The organism is Mycetohabitans endofungorum, assembly GCF_037477895.1.
Lineage (GTDB): Bacteria > Pseudomonadota > Gammaproteobacteria > Burkholderiales > Burkholderiaceae > Mycetohabitans.
This window is the reverse complement of record NZ_CP132744.1, coordinates 886,732-907,678: the sequence shown is the minus strand read 5'-3', so window position 1 is coordinate 907,678 and position 20,947 is coordinate 886,732. Positions and strand designations below refer to the sequence as shown.

The window sequence follows — 20,947 nt, the reverse complement described above, 5'->3', positions numbered from 1 at the left end:
GAGCATCGATATGAACGATCAAACGGCTAAACTCGACCCTTTTATCGAGAACGACGCGCATCATCCATCTCTGCTCGACGATCAAAGTAACACTGGGGGGACGCCGGACATTCGCAAGGCGCTCGCATCCAGTGAATCGTTCTGGCAGGAGCGACTAGCTCGCCTGCAGCCTTTGCCACTGCCCTTTGAACAAGGTGAGAGTGCGCTTGAGCCCCAATGGGCAATCAGCGCATGGCGTCCGCCATTGCTGGAAAAAAGCGAACCAAAGCAGTCACTGACGGTGTTGCTGAGCGTGCTGGCGGTCTATCTAGCCCGTTTGACCGAGCAAGCGCAGTATCAGATCGGTTGGCGTGTCAGCGGCGAAAGTAACGACAAGCCAGAAACGCTTGCCGATCTATCACCTGTTGTGCCGATGGAAATCGCGGTGGACCTAGATCAGCCCTTTGCCTCGATTTGTCATGCCATCGAAGCAGAATACCTGCGGCTTGAGCAGCACCACACATTCTTGCGCGATTTGGTTGTCCGACATCCTACTCTGCGTAGTCTATCCGCGCTGCGCGCCGCATACCCTTGGCAGGTAGCGGTGTCCGTGCTCTCCGATGAAGCATCATCACAGCTTGCCGCTGACACGCAGGCCAGTGGCGCCTTACTGACACTTCAGGTCAAAGGCGATGGCGCTTTTCGCTGGATCTATGATGCCCATCGCATGGATGCACGCCGAGTTCAATGCATCAGTGAACATTTACAAGCATTATGCGATGCCGCCTCGAACAACGTCGAGACGCCCGTTTGCAAGTTGAATCTGTTGCCACCAGCCGAGCGCGAAACGTTAATTAACACCTGGAACGCAACAGCAGCACCGTATCCGGCACACCAATGTCTTCACCAAGTTTTTGAGGAGCAAGTCAGACGGACACCCGATGCTATTGCGCTAGTTTATGAAGATCAGGCACTCTCCTACACTAAGCTGAATGCGCACGCCAACCGTCTTGCACACCGGCTGATTGAATTGGGCGTTCAGCCGGACACGCGCGTAGCCTTGTGCGTGGCACGCTCGCCGGCGATGGTCGTGGGGCTGCTTGCGATTTTGAAAGCAGGCGGCGCCTATGTGCCACTGGATCCGGCGTATCCCTCTGAGCGCCTGACGCATATCTTGACCGATTCGGCGCCAGAACTTGTGCTGGCCGATACAGCAGGTCAGGCCGCATTGGGTCAAGCGGCGCTCGCATCACGGACCGTACTCGATCCTAATGTATTGCCAGAACGGGCAACGACCAATCCGCATGTGCCCGAACTTCTTTCCAGTCATCTAGCTTACGTCATCTATACGTCCGGCTCGACCGGCACACCCAAGGGCGTGATGGTGGAGCATCGAAGTGTCGTGAACCTTGTTCAGGCTCAGATCAGCTGTTTCGATATTGGCCCCTTTAGTCGGATCTTGCAGTTTGCTTCACTCGGTTTCGACGTCAATGCTTCCGAGACATTCATCGCATTGAATAGTGGGGCAAGCTTATATTTGCCGCCCGATACCGCGCGCCATGATCGCACTGAACTGTGGTGTTATTTGGAAAAGCACGCGATCACATACGCGGACATTCCCCCCGCACTGCTGCAGGCAGGCGACGATTTACCTCATTTAAACACCCCTTTGACACTGATTTTAGGCGGCGAAGCCCCCAGTGCGACGCTACTTCGAAATTTGGTCCGTCAAGGCGCGGTGGTCTTCAATGCATACGGCCCGACTGAGACGACTATCTGCTCCACTGTTTGGCGTGGCTCACAAGATTTTAATGGCGAAGTGGTTCCGATTGGCCGGCCATTAGACAACACGCGAATTTATCTACTGGATGCGCACGGTCAACCGGTACCACTGGGTGCAGTCGGTGAGTTATATATTGGTGGCGTAGGGGTAGCACGCGGTTATCTAAACCGCCCGGAGTTGACCGCCGAGCGCTTCGTCACAGACCCGTTTTGCGGCGTTGAAAACGCCCGCATGTACAAAACCGGCGATCTGGCTCGCTATTTGCCCGATGGCAATCTGGTGTTCCTTGGGCGCAATGACCACCAGATCAAGATCCGCGGCTTTCGAATTGAGCCGGGTGAAATCGAGGCGCGCCTGCGTGAACATCCGCAGGTACGTGATGCCGCCGTGCTGACTTCAGGCGACGGTGGCGCCAAGCGGCTCATTGCTTATGTCGTAGCTGAGTGTGATGAACAACTTGCCAACACATTGCGCGCACATCTGCTGACCAGCTTACCCGAGTACATGGTGCCCGCTGCATTTGTACGGCTAGATGCGTTCCCGCTGACGCCAAGCGGCAAGCTCGATCGCCGCGCGTTGCCTGCGCCACACGCCAATGCCTTTGCACGTCAAGCGTATGAAGCCCCGCAGGGCGAAGCTGAAACGGCGCTGGCAGCGATTTGGGCTGAATTATTGGGTTTAACGCATATCGGCCGGCATGACAGCTTCTTTGCACTGGGTGGAAATTCGCTGCTCGCCGTGCAGATGATCGACCGCTTGCGCCGCGTTGGCCTGATGCTCTCTGTACGCGCGCTATTTGAAACCCCTACACTCAGCGTATTGGCGCAGTCCCTGGGCCAGCATCGGGAAGTGGTCGTACCACCCAATCGCATCACGCCCGACACCATAATGCTGACACCGGATCAGCTGCCGCTCATCGAGCTCACTCAGGCTGACATCGACCGGATCGTCACACAAGTGCCGGGAGGCATCGCAAATATCCAAGATATCTATGCATTGTCTCCATTGCAGGATGGCATTCTATTTCACCATTTGCTTGCGGCTGACCGTGATCCATATCTGCTGACTGCCCAAATGGCTTTTGCCAATCGGCAAGTGCTGGATCGCTATCTGGAGGCCGTCCAGCAAGTGGTCAATCGCCACGATATTCTGCGCACCGCTTTCGCCTGGGAAGGATTGTCCGTCCCTGCGCAGGTGGTTTGGCGTCATGCATCGCTGGTCGTTACCGAACTTAAGTTGAATCCGGACGATGGGCCCGTCATCGAGCAACTGCTACGGCGCTTCGATCCTAGCCAATATCGGATCGATTTAACTCAAGCGCCCCTACTCCACTTCGCCATCGCTCAGGATCGTGATGGCCGCTGGCTGCTGCTCGAGTTGCTACATCACCTCATCGGTGATCATGCCACGCAGGAGATCATGCAAACCGAAGTGCAGGCTTTCCTCGAAGGACGAGGCGACGCGTTGCCACCTGCACGACCTTTTCGCAATCTCGTCGCACAAGCGCGTCTGGGCATCAGCGAAAGTGAGCATGCGCGTTTCTTTACCGAGATGCTTGCCGATGTGGATGAGCCCACGTTGCCGTTCGGGTTGGCTGATGTGCATCGTGACGGCACGCATGTTACCGAATCGCATCGGATGCTGCCGCAGGACTTGAATGATCGGCTACGCACACAGGCCAAGCAGCTGGGCGTGAGCTTGGCTAGCTTATGCCATCTGGCTTGGGCGCAGGTACTGGCGCGAGTCACGGGTCAGCAGCAAGTGGTATTTGGCACCGTGTTGTTCGGTCGCATGCAAGCAGGCGACGGCGCTGACAGCGCCATGGGATTGTTCATCAATACGCTACCGCTTCGCGTGGACCTGAATAACAGCGTTCAAGACGGTGTGCGTCACACACATGCTCGTCTAGCCACCCTGCTTGAACATGAACATGCGTCGCTGGGGCTCGCGCAACGTTGTAGTGGCGTACCCGCCGGTACACCGCTGTTCAGCGCGCTGCTGAACTATGTGCACGAAGGGGTGTCGCCCAGTGAGATCCAAACTACGCCCGGCATCGAATTTTTGGGCGCCCAAGAGCGTGACAATTACCCACTCGGACTGTCGGTGGAAGACCGCGGCCACGCGCTGGGGCTAACTGCCCAGGCCGTGCAGCCGCTCGATCCTGATCGGATAGGCGGCTATATGCAGCAGGCGTTGGGAAGCTTGGCGGCGGCACTCGAGCACACACCCAATCTGCCCGTCCACCAGCTGAACGTGCTGTCAGCTGACGAGCGCGCACTATTGCTCGAGACGTGGAACGCGACAACCTCGTCTCCGGCACACGATGGCGCTATCAGCGATGTGCAAGCTCAAATGCTGCACCAGTTATTTGAGACACAGGCTGATAAAACGCCACACGCCGTGGCGATTGTTTTCGAGCAACAGCAGTGTAGCTATCACGAACTCAACACCCGTGCGAACCAGTTGGCGCACTATCTACGTACACTGGGCGTCGGCCCCGAAGTGGTCGTCGGCGTGTACATTGAGCGCTCTATCGACATGCTGGTCGGCGTGTTAGGTATATTGAAGGCGGGCGGGGCCTATTTGCCCCTCGATCCGAATTATCCTGCCGAGCGGATCGCCTATATGCTGGACAATGCGAACGTCCCGGTACTCATCACACAATCGCATCTTGAAGCGCAACTGCCCGACATGCAAGCGCAGCGGGTACGTATAGATACTGACTGGGCGGGCATTGCCGCCCAACCACAACACGCGCCGCAAAGCGGTGTCCGCCCCCATCATCTAGCATACGTGGTCTACACGTCCGGCTCCACTGGTCGGCCCAAAGGGGTCATGGTCGATCATCACGCTGTGTCGAGCCGTCTGCATGCCGGGCAACAGCTACTGTCATTGCGATCGGACGATCACTGCTTGCAGCAGATCTCGCTAAGCTTTGACGCGTCCATAGAAGAAATATTTATTCCGTTGATGTCTGGCGCCACCCTGGTCATGGCCGATCCGACCATACAGATGGACGCAAGCCGTCTTGCCACTTTAATGGCACGGCAACGTATTAGCGTGATTGACATCGCTCCAGCCATGCTCGAGCAGCTTTGCGCCACTGAAGGCGTGGCCGACTGTCGACATCTGCGGCTGATTCTATGCGGCGCTGAAGCGCTATCCAGTGCCGTGTTGCACGCATGCCAGACAACCTTCCCGAACGCCACGCTTTACAACTTATATGGCCCGACTGAAGGGGTCATTAATGCACTGGCGTGGCGCGCGACGCAGCTAGCCGAGTCCGAGACGCCGCCGCTGGGTGGACCGATCGCCAATACGCGCGTCTATGTGCTCGATCATGCATTACAGCCGGTACCCATTAGCGTCACCGGCGAACTCTATATTGGCGGACCGGCATTGGCGCGTGCTTACTTAGGCCGGCCTGATCTGACGGCAGAGCGCTTCATTGCTAACCCATTTGAACAGGGGACTCGACTTTACCGAACGGGCGACCTCGTGCGTTGGCGCGCGGATGGTCAATTGGAATATCTTGGTCGTGCTGATCATCAAATCAAGCTCAGAGGTTTTCGTATTGAGCTCAGTGAGATCGAATCCGTACTGGCCAGGTATCCGGGTATCGCCCAAGCCACGATCAGCTTGCGCGAAGACCGTCCGGGGAATAAACAGCTCGTCGCCTATTGGGTCACGGCAGCCGGCCACACGGTCACGCCCGTCGAACTGAAATCCCATCTTGGCCAAATACTGCCCAGCTATATGATGCCGGCCGCCTTCATCGAACTCGATGCGCTGCCGCTGACGGCGAACGGCAAAATCGATCGCCAGGCGCTACCGGCTCCCGACTTCAGCTCGAGCAGCGCTCAAGCGCCACGCACCGCGGCAGAAACGCTGTTGGCTAACCTGTTCGCTGAGGTATTGGACTTAGAGACCGTCGGTATCGACGATAACTTCTTTGACCTGGGCGGGCATTCGCTATTGGCGATGCGTTTGATTAGCCGCATTCGCGCTGCGTTGGACATTGACGTCGCGATTCGCACGTTGTTTGAAGCCCCCACGGTCGCCGACTTGGCGCAGCGCCTCACGCCTAACGCGTTCGCCCGGCCGCCTCTGCGTCCACAGCCACGCCCCGCCACCCTACCGTTGTCCTTCGCGCAGCGCCGCTTATGGTTTACTCACCAGTTCGAAGGGCCCAGCGCCACCTATAACATGCCGTTGCCGTTACGCCTGTTTGGCACGGTGGACACCCACGCTTTGCAGGCCGCGTTGAACGACCTGCTAGCCCGCCATGAGAGCTTGCGCACTGTCTTCAAGGACATCAACGGTGTCGCCACGCAACAGATCATCGCTGTCGAAGCTGCCTCGCTCACCCTGGAGACAATCCAGGTGACAGCAGAAACGCTGTCACAAAGGTTGGCTCAAGCGGCAATTCACCATTTCGACCTGTCCCGCGAAATCCCGCTGCGCGCGTGGCTGTTTCGGCTCGACGCACAAGAGCACGTGCTATTGCTGCTGTTACACCATATCGCTGGCGATGGCTGGTCAATGGCGCCACTGGCCCACGACTTGGGCCGCGCCTATGCAGCCCGGCTCGAAGGTCAGGCGCCAACCTGGGCGCCGTTGCCTGTGCAATATGCCGACTATACGCTGTGGCAACAGGCGTTATTTGGTAATGAGCATGATCCGCACAGCATGATTGGCCGTCAGTTCGCGTACTGGGAGCGAACCTTGGCCGGTCTGCCCGAACGGTTGGAGCTACCGTTTGACCGGGCGCGACCGCCCGTGGCCAGTTATCACGGCGACTATGTGGCCATGCGAATCGATGCCACGCTGCACGGCAAGCTACAGGCACTTGCTCGTGCCCACGAAGCCAGCCTGTTCATGGTGTTGCAAGCGGCATTGGCGACGTTGCTGACCCGTCTGGGCGCCGGCAACGACATTCCAATCGGCACCGCCATTGCTGGACGTACCGACGAAGCGCTGGACGAGCTGATCGGCTTTTTTGTCAATACCTTGGTTCTGCGCACCAACACATCAGGTAACCCGAGCTTCAATGCACTGCTGAAACGAGTGCGTGAGACTTGTCTGGCTGCTTATGCCCATCAGGATGCACCGTTTGAACAGCTCGTTGAACGGCTTAATCCAACCCGCTCAACCGCACATCACCCCCTCTTTCAAGTTTCATTGGTATTACAAAACACGGCTGTGCAGCCATTTGACCTGCCTGGCCTGCGTTTAATACCCGAACCTATTGATACTTTTACCGCCAAATTTGACTTATTCTTCAGCTTTGATGAAGTACTGAGTACAGATGGCAGTGCGCAGGGGCTGGAAGGATTGATCGAATATGCGACTGACCTGTTCGATCGTGACACGGTAGACAGATTGGCCCGCCGCTTCATCCGCTTGTTGGAAGCCATCGCCGACGCGCCTGCGCAACCGATCGGTCACATCGATCTTCTGGAGACGGCTGAACGGCAGCAATTGCTCAACGGTTGGAACGATACGGCGCAGCCGATCTGCGAAGCAACGCTGCCCGCACTATTCGAGGCGCAGGTGGCCAAAGCGCCTGATGCCATCGCACTAATCTTCGAAGATCAACACGTCAGCTATGCTGAATTGAATGCCCAAGCCAATCGCCTTGCGCATTATTTGATTGCCGAGGGCATTGGCCCGGAGGATATCGTCGCCCTAGCGCTACCGCGCTCGCCGCAGATGATCAGCGCATTGCTGGGTATTTTGAAAGCGGGCGCGGCCTATCTGCCGCTCGACCCGGACTATCCGTGCGAACGACTGGCTTTCATGCTAAAGGATGCGCAGCCCAAGCGCATCCTCACCAATGCATCGAGCGCAAAGCGCTTACCCTACGAGTACACCGCGGTTCTTCATTTGGATGATCCGGCTGTCTACGCCGCGCTAACGCAGCTATCCGAATTTAATCCGAGCGACATCCATCGTTGCCGGCCACTCGCTCCTCGGCATCCCGCCTATGTCATCTACACTTCCGGCTCGACCGGAAAACCGAAGGGCGTTGTGGTCACGCATGCCGGCAGCCATAATTTAACAGCTGCCCAAATCAAGCGCTTTTCGCTGAACCCGAACAGCCGTGTCCTGCAGTTTGCCTCATTGAGCTTTGATGCCGCTTTCTGGGAACTGTGCATGTCGCTGCTGTCAGGCGCAACGTTGGTCCTCGGGCGCTCAGAGCAGTTGTTGCCGGGAGACGCGCTGGCAAAGCTTGCATCAGAACAAGCGATTACCCACGCCACATTGCCGCCCAGCGCGTTGGCAGCCCTGCCCGCCGACAGCCTGTCCAGCTGCTCGCATTTGATCGTTGCCGGCGAATCCTGCCCTCCGCACCTCGTCGAACAGTGGTCGCAGTCGCAGCGCATGACAAATGCGTACGGGCCCACCGAGGCAACAGTATGTGTGGCGATGCGGCGGTTTTTACCTGACGAGGCGGCTACCGAAGTAGCCTCATCAATTGGCCGGCCGATTGACAACACCCAGTTGTACGTCTTAGACGAGCATCTACAGCCGGTGCCAGTCGGCGTGTCGGGCGAGCTTTATATTGGTGGCATCGGGCTCGCACGCGGTTATCTCAAGCGCCCTGCTTTGACGGCGGAACGCTTCGTTGCCGCGCCGTTTGGCCCAGCAGGCGCGCGCTTGTACCGCACCGGCGATCTAGCTCGCTGGCGAGCGGACGGGACACTCGATTTCCTCGGCCGTGCCGATCATCAAGTCAAGTTGCGCGGCTTCCGGATCGAGCCAGGCGAAATCGAGGCCGTGCTGTGTCGCCACCCGGCCGTCGCCCAGGCAGCGGTGATTGCCCGCGAAGACCGCCCAGGCCACACACAGCTGGTTGGCTATGTCACGCTCGATAAAACGACTGCTGAGCGTAATGCGGCCACTGAAGAGCGCCAGGTCGGCGAATGGCAAACGATCTACGATACCCACTACGGCAGCCACCAATCCAGTGCCTTTGGCGAGAATTTCGTCGGCTGGGACAGCAGTTATGATGGGCGCCCGATCCCACTGCCAGCCATGCAGGCATGGCGTGCAGCCACAGTCGCACGGATTCAAGCACTCCAACCCCGACGACTATTGGAAATCGGTGTGGGCAGCGGCCTGCTGCTCGCCCATCTAGCACCGCATTGCGAAGCCTATTGGGGCACAGACTTCTCGATGCCCACCATCGAGGCACTCCAGGCGCAACTGACGCACTATCCAGAATTGGCCTCGCGCGTGGAATTACGCACGCAGGCGGCCCATGTTACCGAAGGACTGCCGTCAGGCTATTTCGACACCATCGTGATCAACTCGGTGGCACAGTACTTTCCCAATGTCAGCTATTTACAAGATGTACTGCGCCAAGCGATGGCACTGCTTGCACCCGGTGGTGTGCTTTTTGTCGGCGACGTGCGCAACTTCAGCCTACTGAATTGCTTTGTCAGCGCCGTGCAGCTGCATCAAGCCAATCCTGCCGTTGATGACGTATCCACCGTACGCCGACGTATCGAGCAAGCATTACTCGCGGAAAAAGAACTGCTACTCGCGCCGGCGTTCTTCAGTACGCTACCGCGTACGATTGACACCATCGCCACGGTCGATATTCAACTCAAGCGGGGTCCATATGAAAATGAGCTAAGCCGCTACCGCTACGATGTGGTGCTGCATAAACAGTCAACAGCGCCTATTCAAACGCTTTCGCTAGCTCAAGTGCCACAGTGGTACTGGGGTCAGCAGCTCGCTGATCTCGACACGTTGAAAGCTCATCTGAACACGCAACGTCCCACACACCTGCGTATCGTAGGCGTGCCCAACGCACGCCTGGAACGGGAAATCGAGGCCATGCAAGCGCTCGAGCGCGGCTGCGATATTGCGACCGTCCAGCATCGACTCAAAGCAGGTAGCACGCAGGCAGAAGGGTTAACGCCCGACGACTTCCATGCACTGGGCCAGGCGTGCGGCTATTGGGTTGCCGCGACTTGGTCAGGCGACGCGCAAGCGTGCATGGATATCTTGCTCGTTCAGGCTAGCGAAGCGGCTAACGCCACGTTCACTGACCTGTACTTACCCTCGCCCGCGCTGGCTAATCAGGCGCCTGGCGCCCATGCGAATAACCCCGCTAAGCTTGATCAGCTTGCGGACATTCGTCGCTACGCGGCCTCTGCGCTGCCGGCCTACATGGTGCCGGCCGCCATGGTGCTGCTGGAGAACTTGCCCCTCACGCCCAACGGCAAACTCGACCGCAAAGCGCTACCGGCGCCGGATTTTGTCTCTGAACACTACCGAGCTGCGCGCTCGCCACAAGAACAGACGCTGGCCGAGCTATTTGCAGAAGTGCTCGGCCTGCCGCGTGTCGGCATTGACGACCGATTCTTCGACTTGGGCGGGCATTCACTGCTGGCGACCCGCCTGATCAGCCGCATCCGAGCCACGTTAGGCGTTGAGGTCCCTATTCGCACGTTGTTCGAGGCCGCAAGCGTGGCGGAGCTGGCTCCCCGCATCACAGCAATGCAACAAAACAATGAACTGTCCATCCCCGCGCTGACAGTTCAGCCCAGGCCCGACGCACTACCGTTGTCTTTCGCGCAAGAACGTCTGTGGTTCTTAGACCAGTTAGGGCAAGGCGACGCTTATCAGATACCGATGGCTACCCGATTGACGGGGCAACTAGACGTGTCAGCATTAAACGCCGCGCTCAGCGAAATCGTTCGGCGCCATGAGGCTTTGCGTACCCGATTCGAGGCGCGCGATGGCACCGGCGTACAAGTAATCGATCCGCCATGGACGGTCACGCTCAAACCGCGTGAGCTTGATGAATGCGAGCTTGTCAATTATCTGCAAGCCGGCGCTGAACAACCGTTCAATTTGGCTACGGGCCCGCTGGTGCGCTTTGAATTACTACGGCTTGCTTCCAATGTTCATGTGCTGAGTATTGTGTTGCACCACATCATCTCTGATGGCTGGTCAATCGGCGTACTCACGCGCGAACTGAACGAACTGTACAGCGCGTTTGTTCAGGGTCAGCCCTCGCCCCTGCCCGAGCTACCAGTCCAATATGCCGATTATGCGCTTTGGCAGCGCGCATGGCTCAAGGACGAAGCGCTAGAACGGGAGCTAAATTACTGGCGCAAGCAATTGGCGGGAGCGCCTGCTGCGTTGGAGTTGCCAACCGACCGACCGCGGCCCGCCGTGCCAAGCGGCCGTGGGCATGGCCTCGCGGTGCACGTGCCGGCGGCGCTTGCCGCGCAACTCAAAGCGCTAGCGCAACGTGAAGGCGCAACGTTATACATGACGTTGCTCACGGCGTTCCAAATTGTACTCAGCCGCTGGAGCGGGCAAGATGATATCGTGGTTGGCTCTCCGATTGCGGGGCGCACGCAGGCACAAACGGAAGGACTGTTAGGCTTCTTCCTCAATACCTTGGCGCTGCGTACCGACTTGTCGGGTAATCCCCGCTTCAACGAATTGTTGGCGCAGGTGCGGGAGACCGCGTTAGAGGCCTATGCGTATCAGGCGGTGCCATTTGAGAAGCTGGTAGAAGTGTTACAGCGCGTTCGGGACCTGTCGCGTGCACCGATTGTGCAAGTCATGGTCAATGGACTCAACCTGTCGACATCGAACCTGGCTTTGCCAGGGCTCATCGCCGAACCGGTCCAATTCGATACGTTTGGCACGAAGTTTGATCTCACGCTGTACTTTGGTGAGACATCGGACGGCATCGACGGCTGGCTACAATATGCGACGGACTTGTTCGATGCTGACACGATCGAGCGACTCGGCCAGCATTGGGTCAATGTGCTCGAGGCAGTGGCCGCCAATCCAGCGCAGCGCCTGTCTGAACTGCCGCTGCTCAGCGCCGCAGAGCAACATCAATTGCTCACGACGTGGAACGACACCGCAGCCGATTATCCGGACACACAAACCCTGCATCAGCTTTTCGAGACGCAAGCGCAGCGTGCGCCGCACGCGGTAGCTGCCGTGTGCGAAGCGCAACAGATGACCTATGCTGAGCTGAACACGCGCGCTAACCAGCTTGCCCATCACCTTCGCGCTTTGGGCGTCGGCCCTGAAGTCATCGTAGGGCTATGCGTCGAGCGCTCAATCGAGATGCTGGTCGGCATATTAGGCATTTTGAAGGCCGGTGGCGCTTACGCGCCGCTGGACCCTAGCTACCCGCCCGAGCGCCTCGCTTATATGCTGGAAGAAGCCAGCGCCCCCGTACTGGTCACGCAAGCTCACCTCGAAACGCAATTGCCCGCCACCGACGCCCGACGTGTGCGCTTGGATGCCGACTGGCACGACATCGCGACCCAGCCGCACCATACGCCGCACAGCGGGGTGACGCCTGCGCATCTCGCTTACGTCATCTATACGTCGGGTTCGACCGGGCGGCCCAAAGGGGTCATGATCCGACATTGTGGCGTCGCCAATTATCTGGCCTTCCTGACTCGTCATTATCAGCTCACCGCAGCGGACGTCGTGCTGAATGTGTCAGGCTTGGCCTTCGACCCGTCGGTGCGTGACCTGTTCGGTCCGCTGACCTCGGGGGGGCGAGCCGTATTGGTGCCTACCGCGCAGGCCAAGGAGCCGCACAAGTATTTGTCCGTGATCCACGAGCAGGGCGTCACCAAAATCCTCAGCATCACGCCCAGCTTCCTGCGCAGCCTGTGCGAGGCGGCTCAAGACCGCCCCTTGCCCCAACTGGCACTGCAGGCAATCTTGACCTGCGGCGAGCCGCTGGAAGCGGCCTTGTGCGATCGGCTTCGCCAAGTGTTCGGCGCGCAAGTTGCCGTGATCAACCAGTACGGCCCGACCGAGTGCACGCTCAGCTCAACCTGGTTCGCGGCCGTGCCTCAGCCAAGCGGCATCGTGCCGATCGGCCGCGCAATCTCGAACGCACGCGTCTACGTACTGGATCGACATCTGCAACTGGTTCCACCGGGCGTGGTCGGCGAGTTGTACATCGCCAGTGTCGGGTTGGCGCGCGGCTATTTCAAGCGGCCTGCGTTGAGCGCCGAGCGCTTTATCGCAAACCCGTTCGGGCACGGCGAGCGGCTATATCGAACCGGCGACTTGGCCAAATGGCGAGCCGATGGCCAACTTCAGTATCTGGGCCGCACCGACCATCAAGTCAAGATCCGAGGCATTCGCGTCGAACTCGGCGAGATTGAAACGCAACTACTGGCCTATCCGTCCATCCATCAAGCTGTAGTCGTAGCGCGGGAGGACGAGCCAGGCGAAAAACGATTGGTAGCCTATTTCGTCAGCGATGACACTATCGACACCACTGCGCTGCGCGATCAGCTCAAAGGCAGCTTGCCAGACTATATGGTGCCATCGGCGTTCGTCAGGCTCGACACCATGCCGCTGACGCCGAATAACAAAGTGGACCGTCAAGCACTGCCAGCACCGAATTTTATTTCGGAACGCTACCGCGCCCCGCGTTCGCCTCAGGAGCAAACGCTGACTGAGTTGGCCGCCGAAGTACTTGGTCTGCCACGCGTGGGTATTGACGACAACTTCTTTGAACTTGGAGGACACTCGTTACTAGCGATGCGCTTTGCAGCCCGAGTCCAGCAAGCGTTGGGGGCCGAACTGCCGGTGCGCGCGCTGTTTGAAGCGCCTACTATTGCCGAACTGACACCTCGTCTGGACGCATTGCGGCAAAGTCGTGACCTCGACATTCCAGCGTTGACCACGCAAACGCGTCCCACCATTTTGCCTTTGTCGTTCGCGCAAGAACGTCTGTGGTTCTTGGAACAATTAGGGCAAGGCGCAGCGTACCAAATACCGATTGCCATGCGCTTGACGGGTAAATTGGATGTCGCTGCACTGGCTGCCGCATTAAGTGAAATCGTCCAGCGTCATGAAACATTACGCACCCGGTTTGAAACCCATGAGGGTGACGGTGTGCAAGTGGTCAATCCGCCCTGGACGGTTGAACTGATACCGCATGAAGTGGCTGAGCATGACGTCATGCATTTTCTGCTAGCCGCCGCTCAACAGCCGTTCGATCTGACTGCAGGGCCGCTGGTGCGCTTTGCACTGCTACGTCTCGCGCCTGATACTCATGTGTTAAGCGTGATATTGCATCACATTATTTCGGATGGCTGGTCTCTAGGTGTGCTGACACGGGAAATCCAAGCGTTATATACGGCCTTTAGTCAAAAGCAAGGCTCACCATTACCCGAACTACCGATCCAATATGCCGATTATGCGCTTTGGCAGCGCGCATGGCTCAAGGACGAAGCGCTAGAACGGGAGCTAAATTACTGGCGCAAGCAATTGGCGGGAGCGCCTGCTGCGTTGGAGTTGCCAACTGACCGGCCGCGGCCTGCCGTGCCAAGCGGCCGTGGGCATGGCCTCGCGGTGCACGTGCCGGCGGCGCTTGCCGCGCAACTCAAAGCGCTGGCACAGCGCGAAGGTGCAACGTTATACATGACGTTGCTCGCCGCATTCCAGGTCGTGCTCAGTCGCTGGAGCGGGCAAGACGATATCGTCGTGGGCTCACCGATCGCAGGACGCACGCAAGTGCAAACTGAAGCGCTCATCGGATTTTTTATCAATACTTTGGCGTTGCGTACCAACTTGTCGGGTAATCCCCGCTTCAACGAATTGTTGGCGCAGGTGCGCGAAACCACACTGGGCGCCTATGCGCACCAGGCGGTGCCTTTCGAAAAATTGGTGGAAGTACTACAACCCGTACGCGACCTGTCTCGTCAACCGATTTTTCAGGTCATGATCAATGGGTTCAATGTGCCCATGTCGGATTTTGTCCTACCGGGACTGACCGTTGAGAAGATCGATCTGGAACGCCTTAGTACCAAATTCGACTTAACACTGCACTTTGGTGAAATGTCGGACGGCATTGAAGGCTGGCTGCAATATACGACTGACCTGTTTGACGCCGAGACAATCAAGCGGCTGGGGCAGCATTGGATTAACGTGCTTGAGGCGGTGGTTGCCGACCCGACGCAGCGCCTGTCAGACCTGCCGCTGCTCAGCATCACGGAACGGCATCAACTGCTCACAGCGTGGAATGATACGGCAGCTGACTTTTCATCTGCGCCAACCTTGCACCAGCTATTTGAAGAGCAGGTGCAACGCACGCCGAACGCAATCGCTGCGGTATTTGAAACGCAGCAGATGACTTACGCCGAGTTGGACCAACGGGCCAACCAGCTTGCGCATCATCTCCGTGCCATGGGCGTAGGAACCGAAGTCATCGTGGCCCTATGTGCCGAACGCTCGCTGCAAATGCTTGTGGGCTTATTGGGTATCTTGAAAGCAGGGGGCGCCTACTTGCCCCTGGATCCAAGCTATCCGGCTGAGCGCATCGCTTATATGCTGGAGGATGCACAAGTCGCAGCATTGGTGCTACAGCCTCACCTTGAGCCGCTGTTGCCCGCCATCCAGGCTCAGACCGTGACGCTGGATACGCACTGGACTCAGATCGCCACGCAGCCCTCAACACGGCCTACCAGCGTCGTGAGACCACACAATCTTGCCTATATCACCTATACGTCAGGCTCAACGGGCAAGCCTAAAGGCGTGATGACCCAGCACAGCAGTGCGGCCAATTACTTGAACTTCCTAGTGCGCCAATACCGTCTCACTGAGGCCGATGCCGTGCTCAACGTAGCCAGCCTGGCCTTTGATGCGTCTGTGCGCGATCTACTTGGTCCACTCGTGGCAGGCGCGCGGACAGTGCTGATCCCAACAACGCAAGCCAAAGAGCCGCATCAGTACGTGCGCGCAATCAACGAGCACGGCATCACGAAGTTGCTTAGCATCACGCCCAGCTTGCTGCGCAGCGTCTGCCAAGTGGCTGACGGCCCGCAAACAACCCCTACGCTGCGCACGATCTTGACAAGCGGCGAGGCACTTGAGGCGGACTTATGTACTCAAGTGCACCAGACGCTGGGCGAGCAGATTAATGTGGTTAATCAGTATGGTCCGACCGAATGCACGATGACCTCCACGTGGTTTGCAGTCGTGCCTCAGGCAAGCGGTATCGTGCCAATCGGTCGGCCCTTGTCCAACGCGCGCGTTTATCTGCTTGATCGGTATTTGCATCCGGTGCCCTGTGGCGTGGCCGGCGAGCTGTATATTGCGGGCGCGGGTCTGACACGGGGCTATGTCAATCAACCCGCGCTGAGCGCTGAGCGCTTTATCGCCAATCCCTTTGGCCAAGGCGAGCGGCTATATCGAACCGGGGATTGGGCCAAATGGCGAGCAGACGGCCAACTCGAGTATCTCGGCCGCACCGACCATCAAGTCAAAATCCGCGGCTTTCGCGTCGAGTTGGAAGAAATTAGTGCGGCGCTAGCCAGCCACCCCAATGTTGCACAAGCGACGGTCATCACACGGGAGGATGACCGGTCAGCAGACAAACGCTTAGTGGCCTATTTGGTGGCAACAGCAAACTGTACGGTTACGCCCGCTACACTGAGACAATACCTAAGTCAGAACCTGCCGGACTATATGATCCCGGCCGTATTCGTCGTGCTTGATGCATTGCCGCTTACACCAAACGGTAAGGTCGATCGCAAAGCACTGCCAGAGCCGGAAATGACGGTGACGGCAACAGCACGCATGCCGCGCACCGCTGAAGAACAGGTGCTTTGCGAACTATTTGCCGAGGTGCTGGGCGTCGCCCACGTTGGTATCGACGACAATTTTTTTGAGTTAGGGGGCCATTCGTTGCTGGCTGCACGGTTGATCAACCGTGTCCGCACCACACTCGGCTTGGAGCTGTCCATTCGAAACTTGTTTGAAACGCCTACCGTAGCGGGTCTTAGCCAGCAGCCAGACCAGCCGACCGAGCTTGACTCATTATTCCAAGTCGTATTGCCGCTCAGATCCCACGGAGATCGCCCCCCGGTGTTCTGCATCCATCCGGCGGGAGAACTGGGTTGGTGCTATGCCGGACTCCTGCGATATATCGATCGCCAGCATCCTCTTTATAGTTTGCAGGCGCGCTGTCTTTCGGACCCGGGGCCTCTTCCGGAAACGATTGAAGAAATGGCCTTGGATTACGTTGAGCAAATCCGCCGTATTCAACCTAGCGGTCCTTATCAACTGGTAGGCTGGTCTTTGGGTGGGCTCATTGCCTTTGAAATGGCTTGCATTCTTCAAAAGAAAGGCGAACACGTTGCCTTACTTGCCCTTTTGGATAGCTACGTTAGGACGAAAAACAAGCCCATGCGACGGGTTGCCAGACAGGACATGATTGCCGATCTGCTGGCAGAGGCCGGATACGATTCAGCCAGTTCAGAAAAACTGCCCCTCGATTTCGAAGAGCGTCGGGAAATGCTTCGCAAAGGAGGCAGCCTATATGCCGCATTAGATGAGCGTCAATTTGACAGCATTTTGGATTTCTTTGAAAAAACACCTCAAATGATCGAGCGTTATGTTCCTCGCTCTTCGTTCGAAGGGGATGTGCTGCATATCAAAGCAGCATTAGAAAAGCCAGGCTATCGGCCAGAGCCGGAAACATGGCGAGCTTACGTAAAAGGCCATGTTGAGATGCATTCCATTGACTGTGAACATGGCGCAATGATGCAATTGGAACCGTTAGCCCAAATTGGCCCCATCATTGCGCGGAAGCTAAGCACGGTGAGTTAAACGCTTACCCGTACGCGTGCGAGGTGGTACCGGAGCGAAGCGCTACAGCTTTCCAAGGTTGGGCTCCGGTACGCCGAGCACGAGTGCTCTTTGCGAGAAGTTTGGGGACGTCAGAATAAAGACTGTCATCAAGCGTCACAGCGTCGACATTTAAGGATGGGTAGATGAGAACGAATGCTTCGTTTGGAAAAGACCGCCTTGGCATCTTAGGAGGTATGGGCAGCGAGGCCACCGCATACTTCTTGCGGCTACTGGCTCAACGTGCGGGCGCGCGGGTCGATCAGGACCATGTCCCCTTTCTACTGCTTTCCTGCCCAGAGATTCCGGACCGCTCCACTGCAATCGAGAACGGTGACACGATTGTCCCGACAATGATCCATGCGCGGCTTGCGCAATTAGCGCAAGCCGGATGCGGCGCCGTCGCCATTGCGTGCAACACCGCTCACTACTGGCGCGATGAATTCGCAGCGGCTTTGCGGATTCCGTTCATTGATATGATCTCCGCGACCGCGCGGCAGACTGCGCTCTCAGGAGCAGGGAGCGCAATCGTGCTAGGTACACGCTCCACTACCCGTTATCGATTGTACGATCACGCATTGACTGATGCCGGCGTGCGTCTCATCGAACCTGAAGATGAAATCATCGAGCTAACGAGTACCGCCATCTCGCTCAGCAAAGCAGGCGATCTTCCTGGTGCGTCGGCTCAACTGGCCCGTTCACTTGCGGCATGCGAGGCGTTGCACGCCGACGCTGTGATTTTGGGCTGCACCGAGTTGCCAATGGTGGTGCCTGAGGGGATCCGTGGCATCCATTTGATCGATTCGGTATCCTGTCTAGCTGAAGCTTGCGTACAGTGGTGGCGGGCTAAATCGATGCCTGATCAGGGTATGGAGGTACGCCTTAGGCCACTAGTCAAGGTGGGTTGATCTGACGTGTCATCGAGCAGCCGCCAACAAGCTCACCGCCAATAGGCATATTGATCTGCCAACTTGCCATTATCAATTCACCTTAGCGTTACCAGTCCAAATTTGGCTACTTGGACAGCCTCATGCCGGCTGTTTTGGCCGATTTTGCGCGAAAGGTTGCGGTATATTGGTAATATGTTAGCGCCGAAGTAATACTGGTTCTTGCCTACTTTATGTGAAGTTTGCGCAGCGAATTAGCACCGATTCAACACACGAGTGCGAAGTAGCTGGAAGCCGTGTCTGGCGGCTGAACTGTTGAGGTTGCGGCCGTCGCTATCATGCGGCTCCTTGCGGAGCCAGCATGAAAAAAGACGGAGAAATCAAATTGTTGCGGAAAGAACGGCGCAAAGGAGCGAGCCAGAAGCTGGCGGCAGCGCGAACAGGTATGAGTGAGCGCACGCTCCGTAAGTACGAGCGTGCTGGCACGTTACCGAGTCAAATGAAGAAGCCGCGCATGCATCGCACGCGGGACAATCCGTTTAACGTCGATTGGCCATGGGTTGAGGAGCATCTCAAGCGAGATCCGGCATTGCAGGCCAAGACCTTATTCACACTGCTGTGCCAGGCGTTTCCGGGGCGATATCAAGAAGGCCAGCTGCGCACGTTGCAGCGGCACATCCAAGCGTGGCGAGTTCGTCACGGCCCGGAACAAGAAGTCATGTTTGCACAGGAGCATGTGCCCGGGCGCATGGCTCAATCCGATTTCACTTCAATAAATAGGCTCAGAGTAACGATCTCGGGCACGGCATTCCCGCATCTGCTCTACCACCTGGTGCTGACGTACTCGAACGTGGAGGCCGTGCGCATTTGCTTCTCCGAGAGCTTTGAGGCGCTGGCTGAGGGGCTTGAAGCGTGCCTGTGGCAGATCGGCGGTGTTCCACAATGGCATCGCACCGATAATCTGAGTGCGGCCGTACGCGAGCTCGATCGCGAAGGCATGCATGAGTTCACGCAGAACTATCGTGCATTGCTTGCTCATTACGGCATGCAGCCATCAGCGAACACGGCCGGATGCGCGAACCAAAACGGCGACGTCGAGCAATCGCACTTTCGCCTCAAAGAGGCCGTGGACCAGGCGCTACGGGTTCGCAGCACGCGAGAGTTCGCAACGCGCAGCGACTACGAACACTTCCTTGGCGAACTTGTTCGGCAGCGCAATCTTACGCGCTCGCAACGATTCGAGGCGGAGCGAGCCGCGCTTAGAGCGCTGCCCGCAGCGCCGCTGGAGTTCACGCGCGAGGTCACGGTGCGCGTTTCTCGTTTTAGTTTGGTTCGGGTTCTCAACAATCACTACTCGGTGCCATCACGATTGATCGGCGCCACGCTGAAGGCGCGCATCCGCTCGGAGAACTTGGATCTTTACCACGGCACGGCACATGTTCTGACTCTGCCGCGCCTAAGCGGGCGCAATCAGCGGCGAATCGACTATCGGCATCTGATCTGGTCACTGGTGAGAAAGCCCGGCGCGTTCGCGGCTTACTGCTACAGAGACGAGCTGTTTCCAACGACCACGTTTCGCCGGGCCTACGACGCACTGCTTGCCACAATGCCGACAAAGGCGGACCAGCAATACCTTCGCCTGTTGCATTTAGCTGCGAGCACATCCGAGTCGGAAGTCGACGAAGCAATCGGCCGCTTGTTGCATGACGAGCGCATACCGACGCTCGATGTCGTGCGCGAACTCGTCGCAAGCCCTACGCTGACGCCGGTGCCGAAAATCGGCAAGGCCGCCATCAACTTGCGCGACTACGACGCCCTAATCCCGTCGCGGAGCACTCATGCATAACGCCCGTGAAGAATTGCTGGTGTCGCTTCGTGCGCTTAATCTCGGTGCCATGGCGGCAGCTGTGCAAGACACAGCACTGCGAGCGGAAAAGGAAGGACTGACTCATGAGGCATTTCTTCTCGAGCTGGCTCGTATCGAACGTGCCGCGAAAGCGTCGCGCCGAATCGAGCGACTACTGAGGCAATCCGAACTGCTGCCCGAGAAGAACTTGCGCACGTTAAAACTGGAAAGATTCGATCCGGCCACTCGCCTGCAGATCGAGCGGCTGCGCAGCGGCAGCTTCCTCAAGGATGCCACCAATGTGATCGCGCTCGGCCGACCTGGTGCCGGAAAAAGCCATCTTGCCTGCGCATTGGGGCACGCGCTCGTCGAGCAAGGGTTCCCGGTCCTGTTCACACCCACGGGAGCCTTGGTGCAGCGGCTACTGGCAGCAAAGCGCGATCTGCGTTTGCCGCAGCAACTAGCAAAGCTGGATCGCTTCGAGTGCCTCATTCTGGACGACATCGGCTACGTCCAGCATAACCGAGATGAAATGGAAGTGCTGTTCACATTGCTCGCTGAGCGCTACGAGCGCAAGAGCATCATCATCACGACAAACCTCGTGTTCTCGGAGTGGGAGCGCATCTTTAAGGATCCGATGACCACGCTCGCGGTCATCGACCGCGTCGTTCATCACAGTGTCATTCTTGACTTGATGAGTGTTGAAAGCTATCGGGCAAAAGCTGCCGGTAACAAGCCGACGGCATCAGCCCCGGTAGCAGCATAGGGCGGCAATTTTAGTTGTCGTCGGCGGCTTTTTTAGTT

4 protein-coding genes are annotated in these 20,947 nt (G+C 57.7%); all 4 read left to right on the top strand.

Going from position 1 to position 20,947, the window contains the following annotated elements:
- Window positions 1-10 precede the first annotated feature (10 nt).
- The 4 genes from RA167_RS04085 (at window position 11) to istB (ending at window position 20,909) form a co-directional block, all read left to right on the top strand.
- Entirely contained in the window at window positions 11-17,392 is a 17,382-nt protein-coding gene (locus tag RA167_RS04085) for a non-ribosomal peptide synthetase (protein ID WP_076786548.1), read from the top strand.
- Window positions 17,393-17,556: 164 nt separating this feature from the next.
- Entirely contained in the window at window positions 17,557-18,318 is a 762-nt protein-coding gene (locus RA167_RS04080; protein WP_076786545.1) for an aspartate/glutamate racemase family protein, read from the top strand.
- A gap of 340 nt (window positions 18,319-18,658) precedes the next feature.
- Window positions 18,659-20,143 carry an IS21 family transposase gene (gene istA / locus RA167_RS04075; RefSeq protein ID WP_076786543.1) on the top strand — a complete coding sequence of 495 codons (1,485 nt, stop codon included), beginning with the start codon at window positions 18,659-18,661 and terminating at the stop codon, window positions 20,141-20,143.
- The gene (istB, locus tag RA167_RS04070; protein ID WP_076786541.1) at window positions 20,136-20,909 is read left to right on the top strand and encodes an IS21-like element helper ATPase IstB; all 774 of its coding nucleotides are present in this window, start codon (window positions 20,136-20,138) and stop codon (window positions 20,907-20,909) included. Before istA ends, istB begins: the two co-directional genes overlap by 8 nt.
- Window positions 20,910-20,947: the final 38 nt, after the last annotated feature.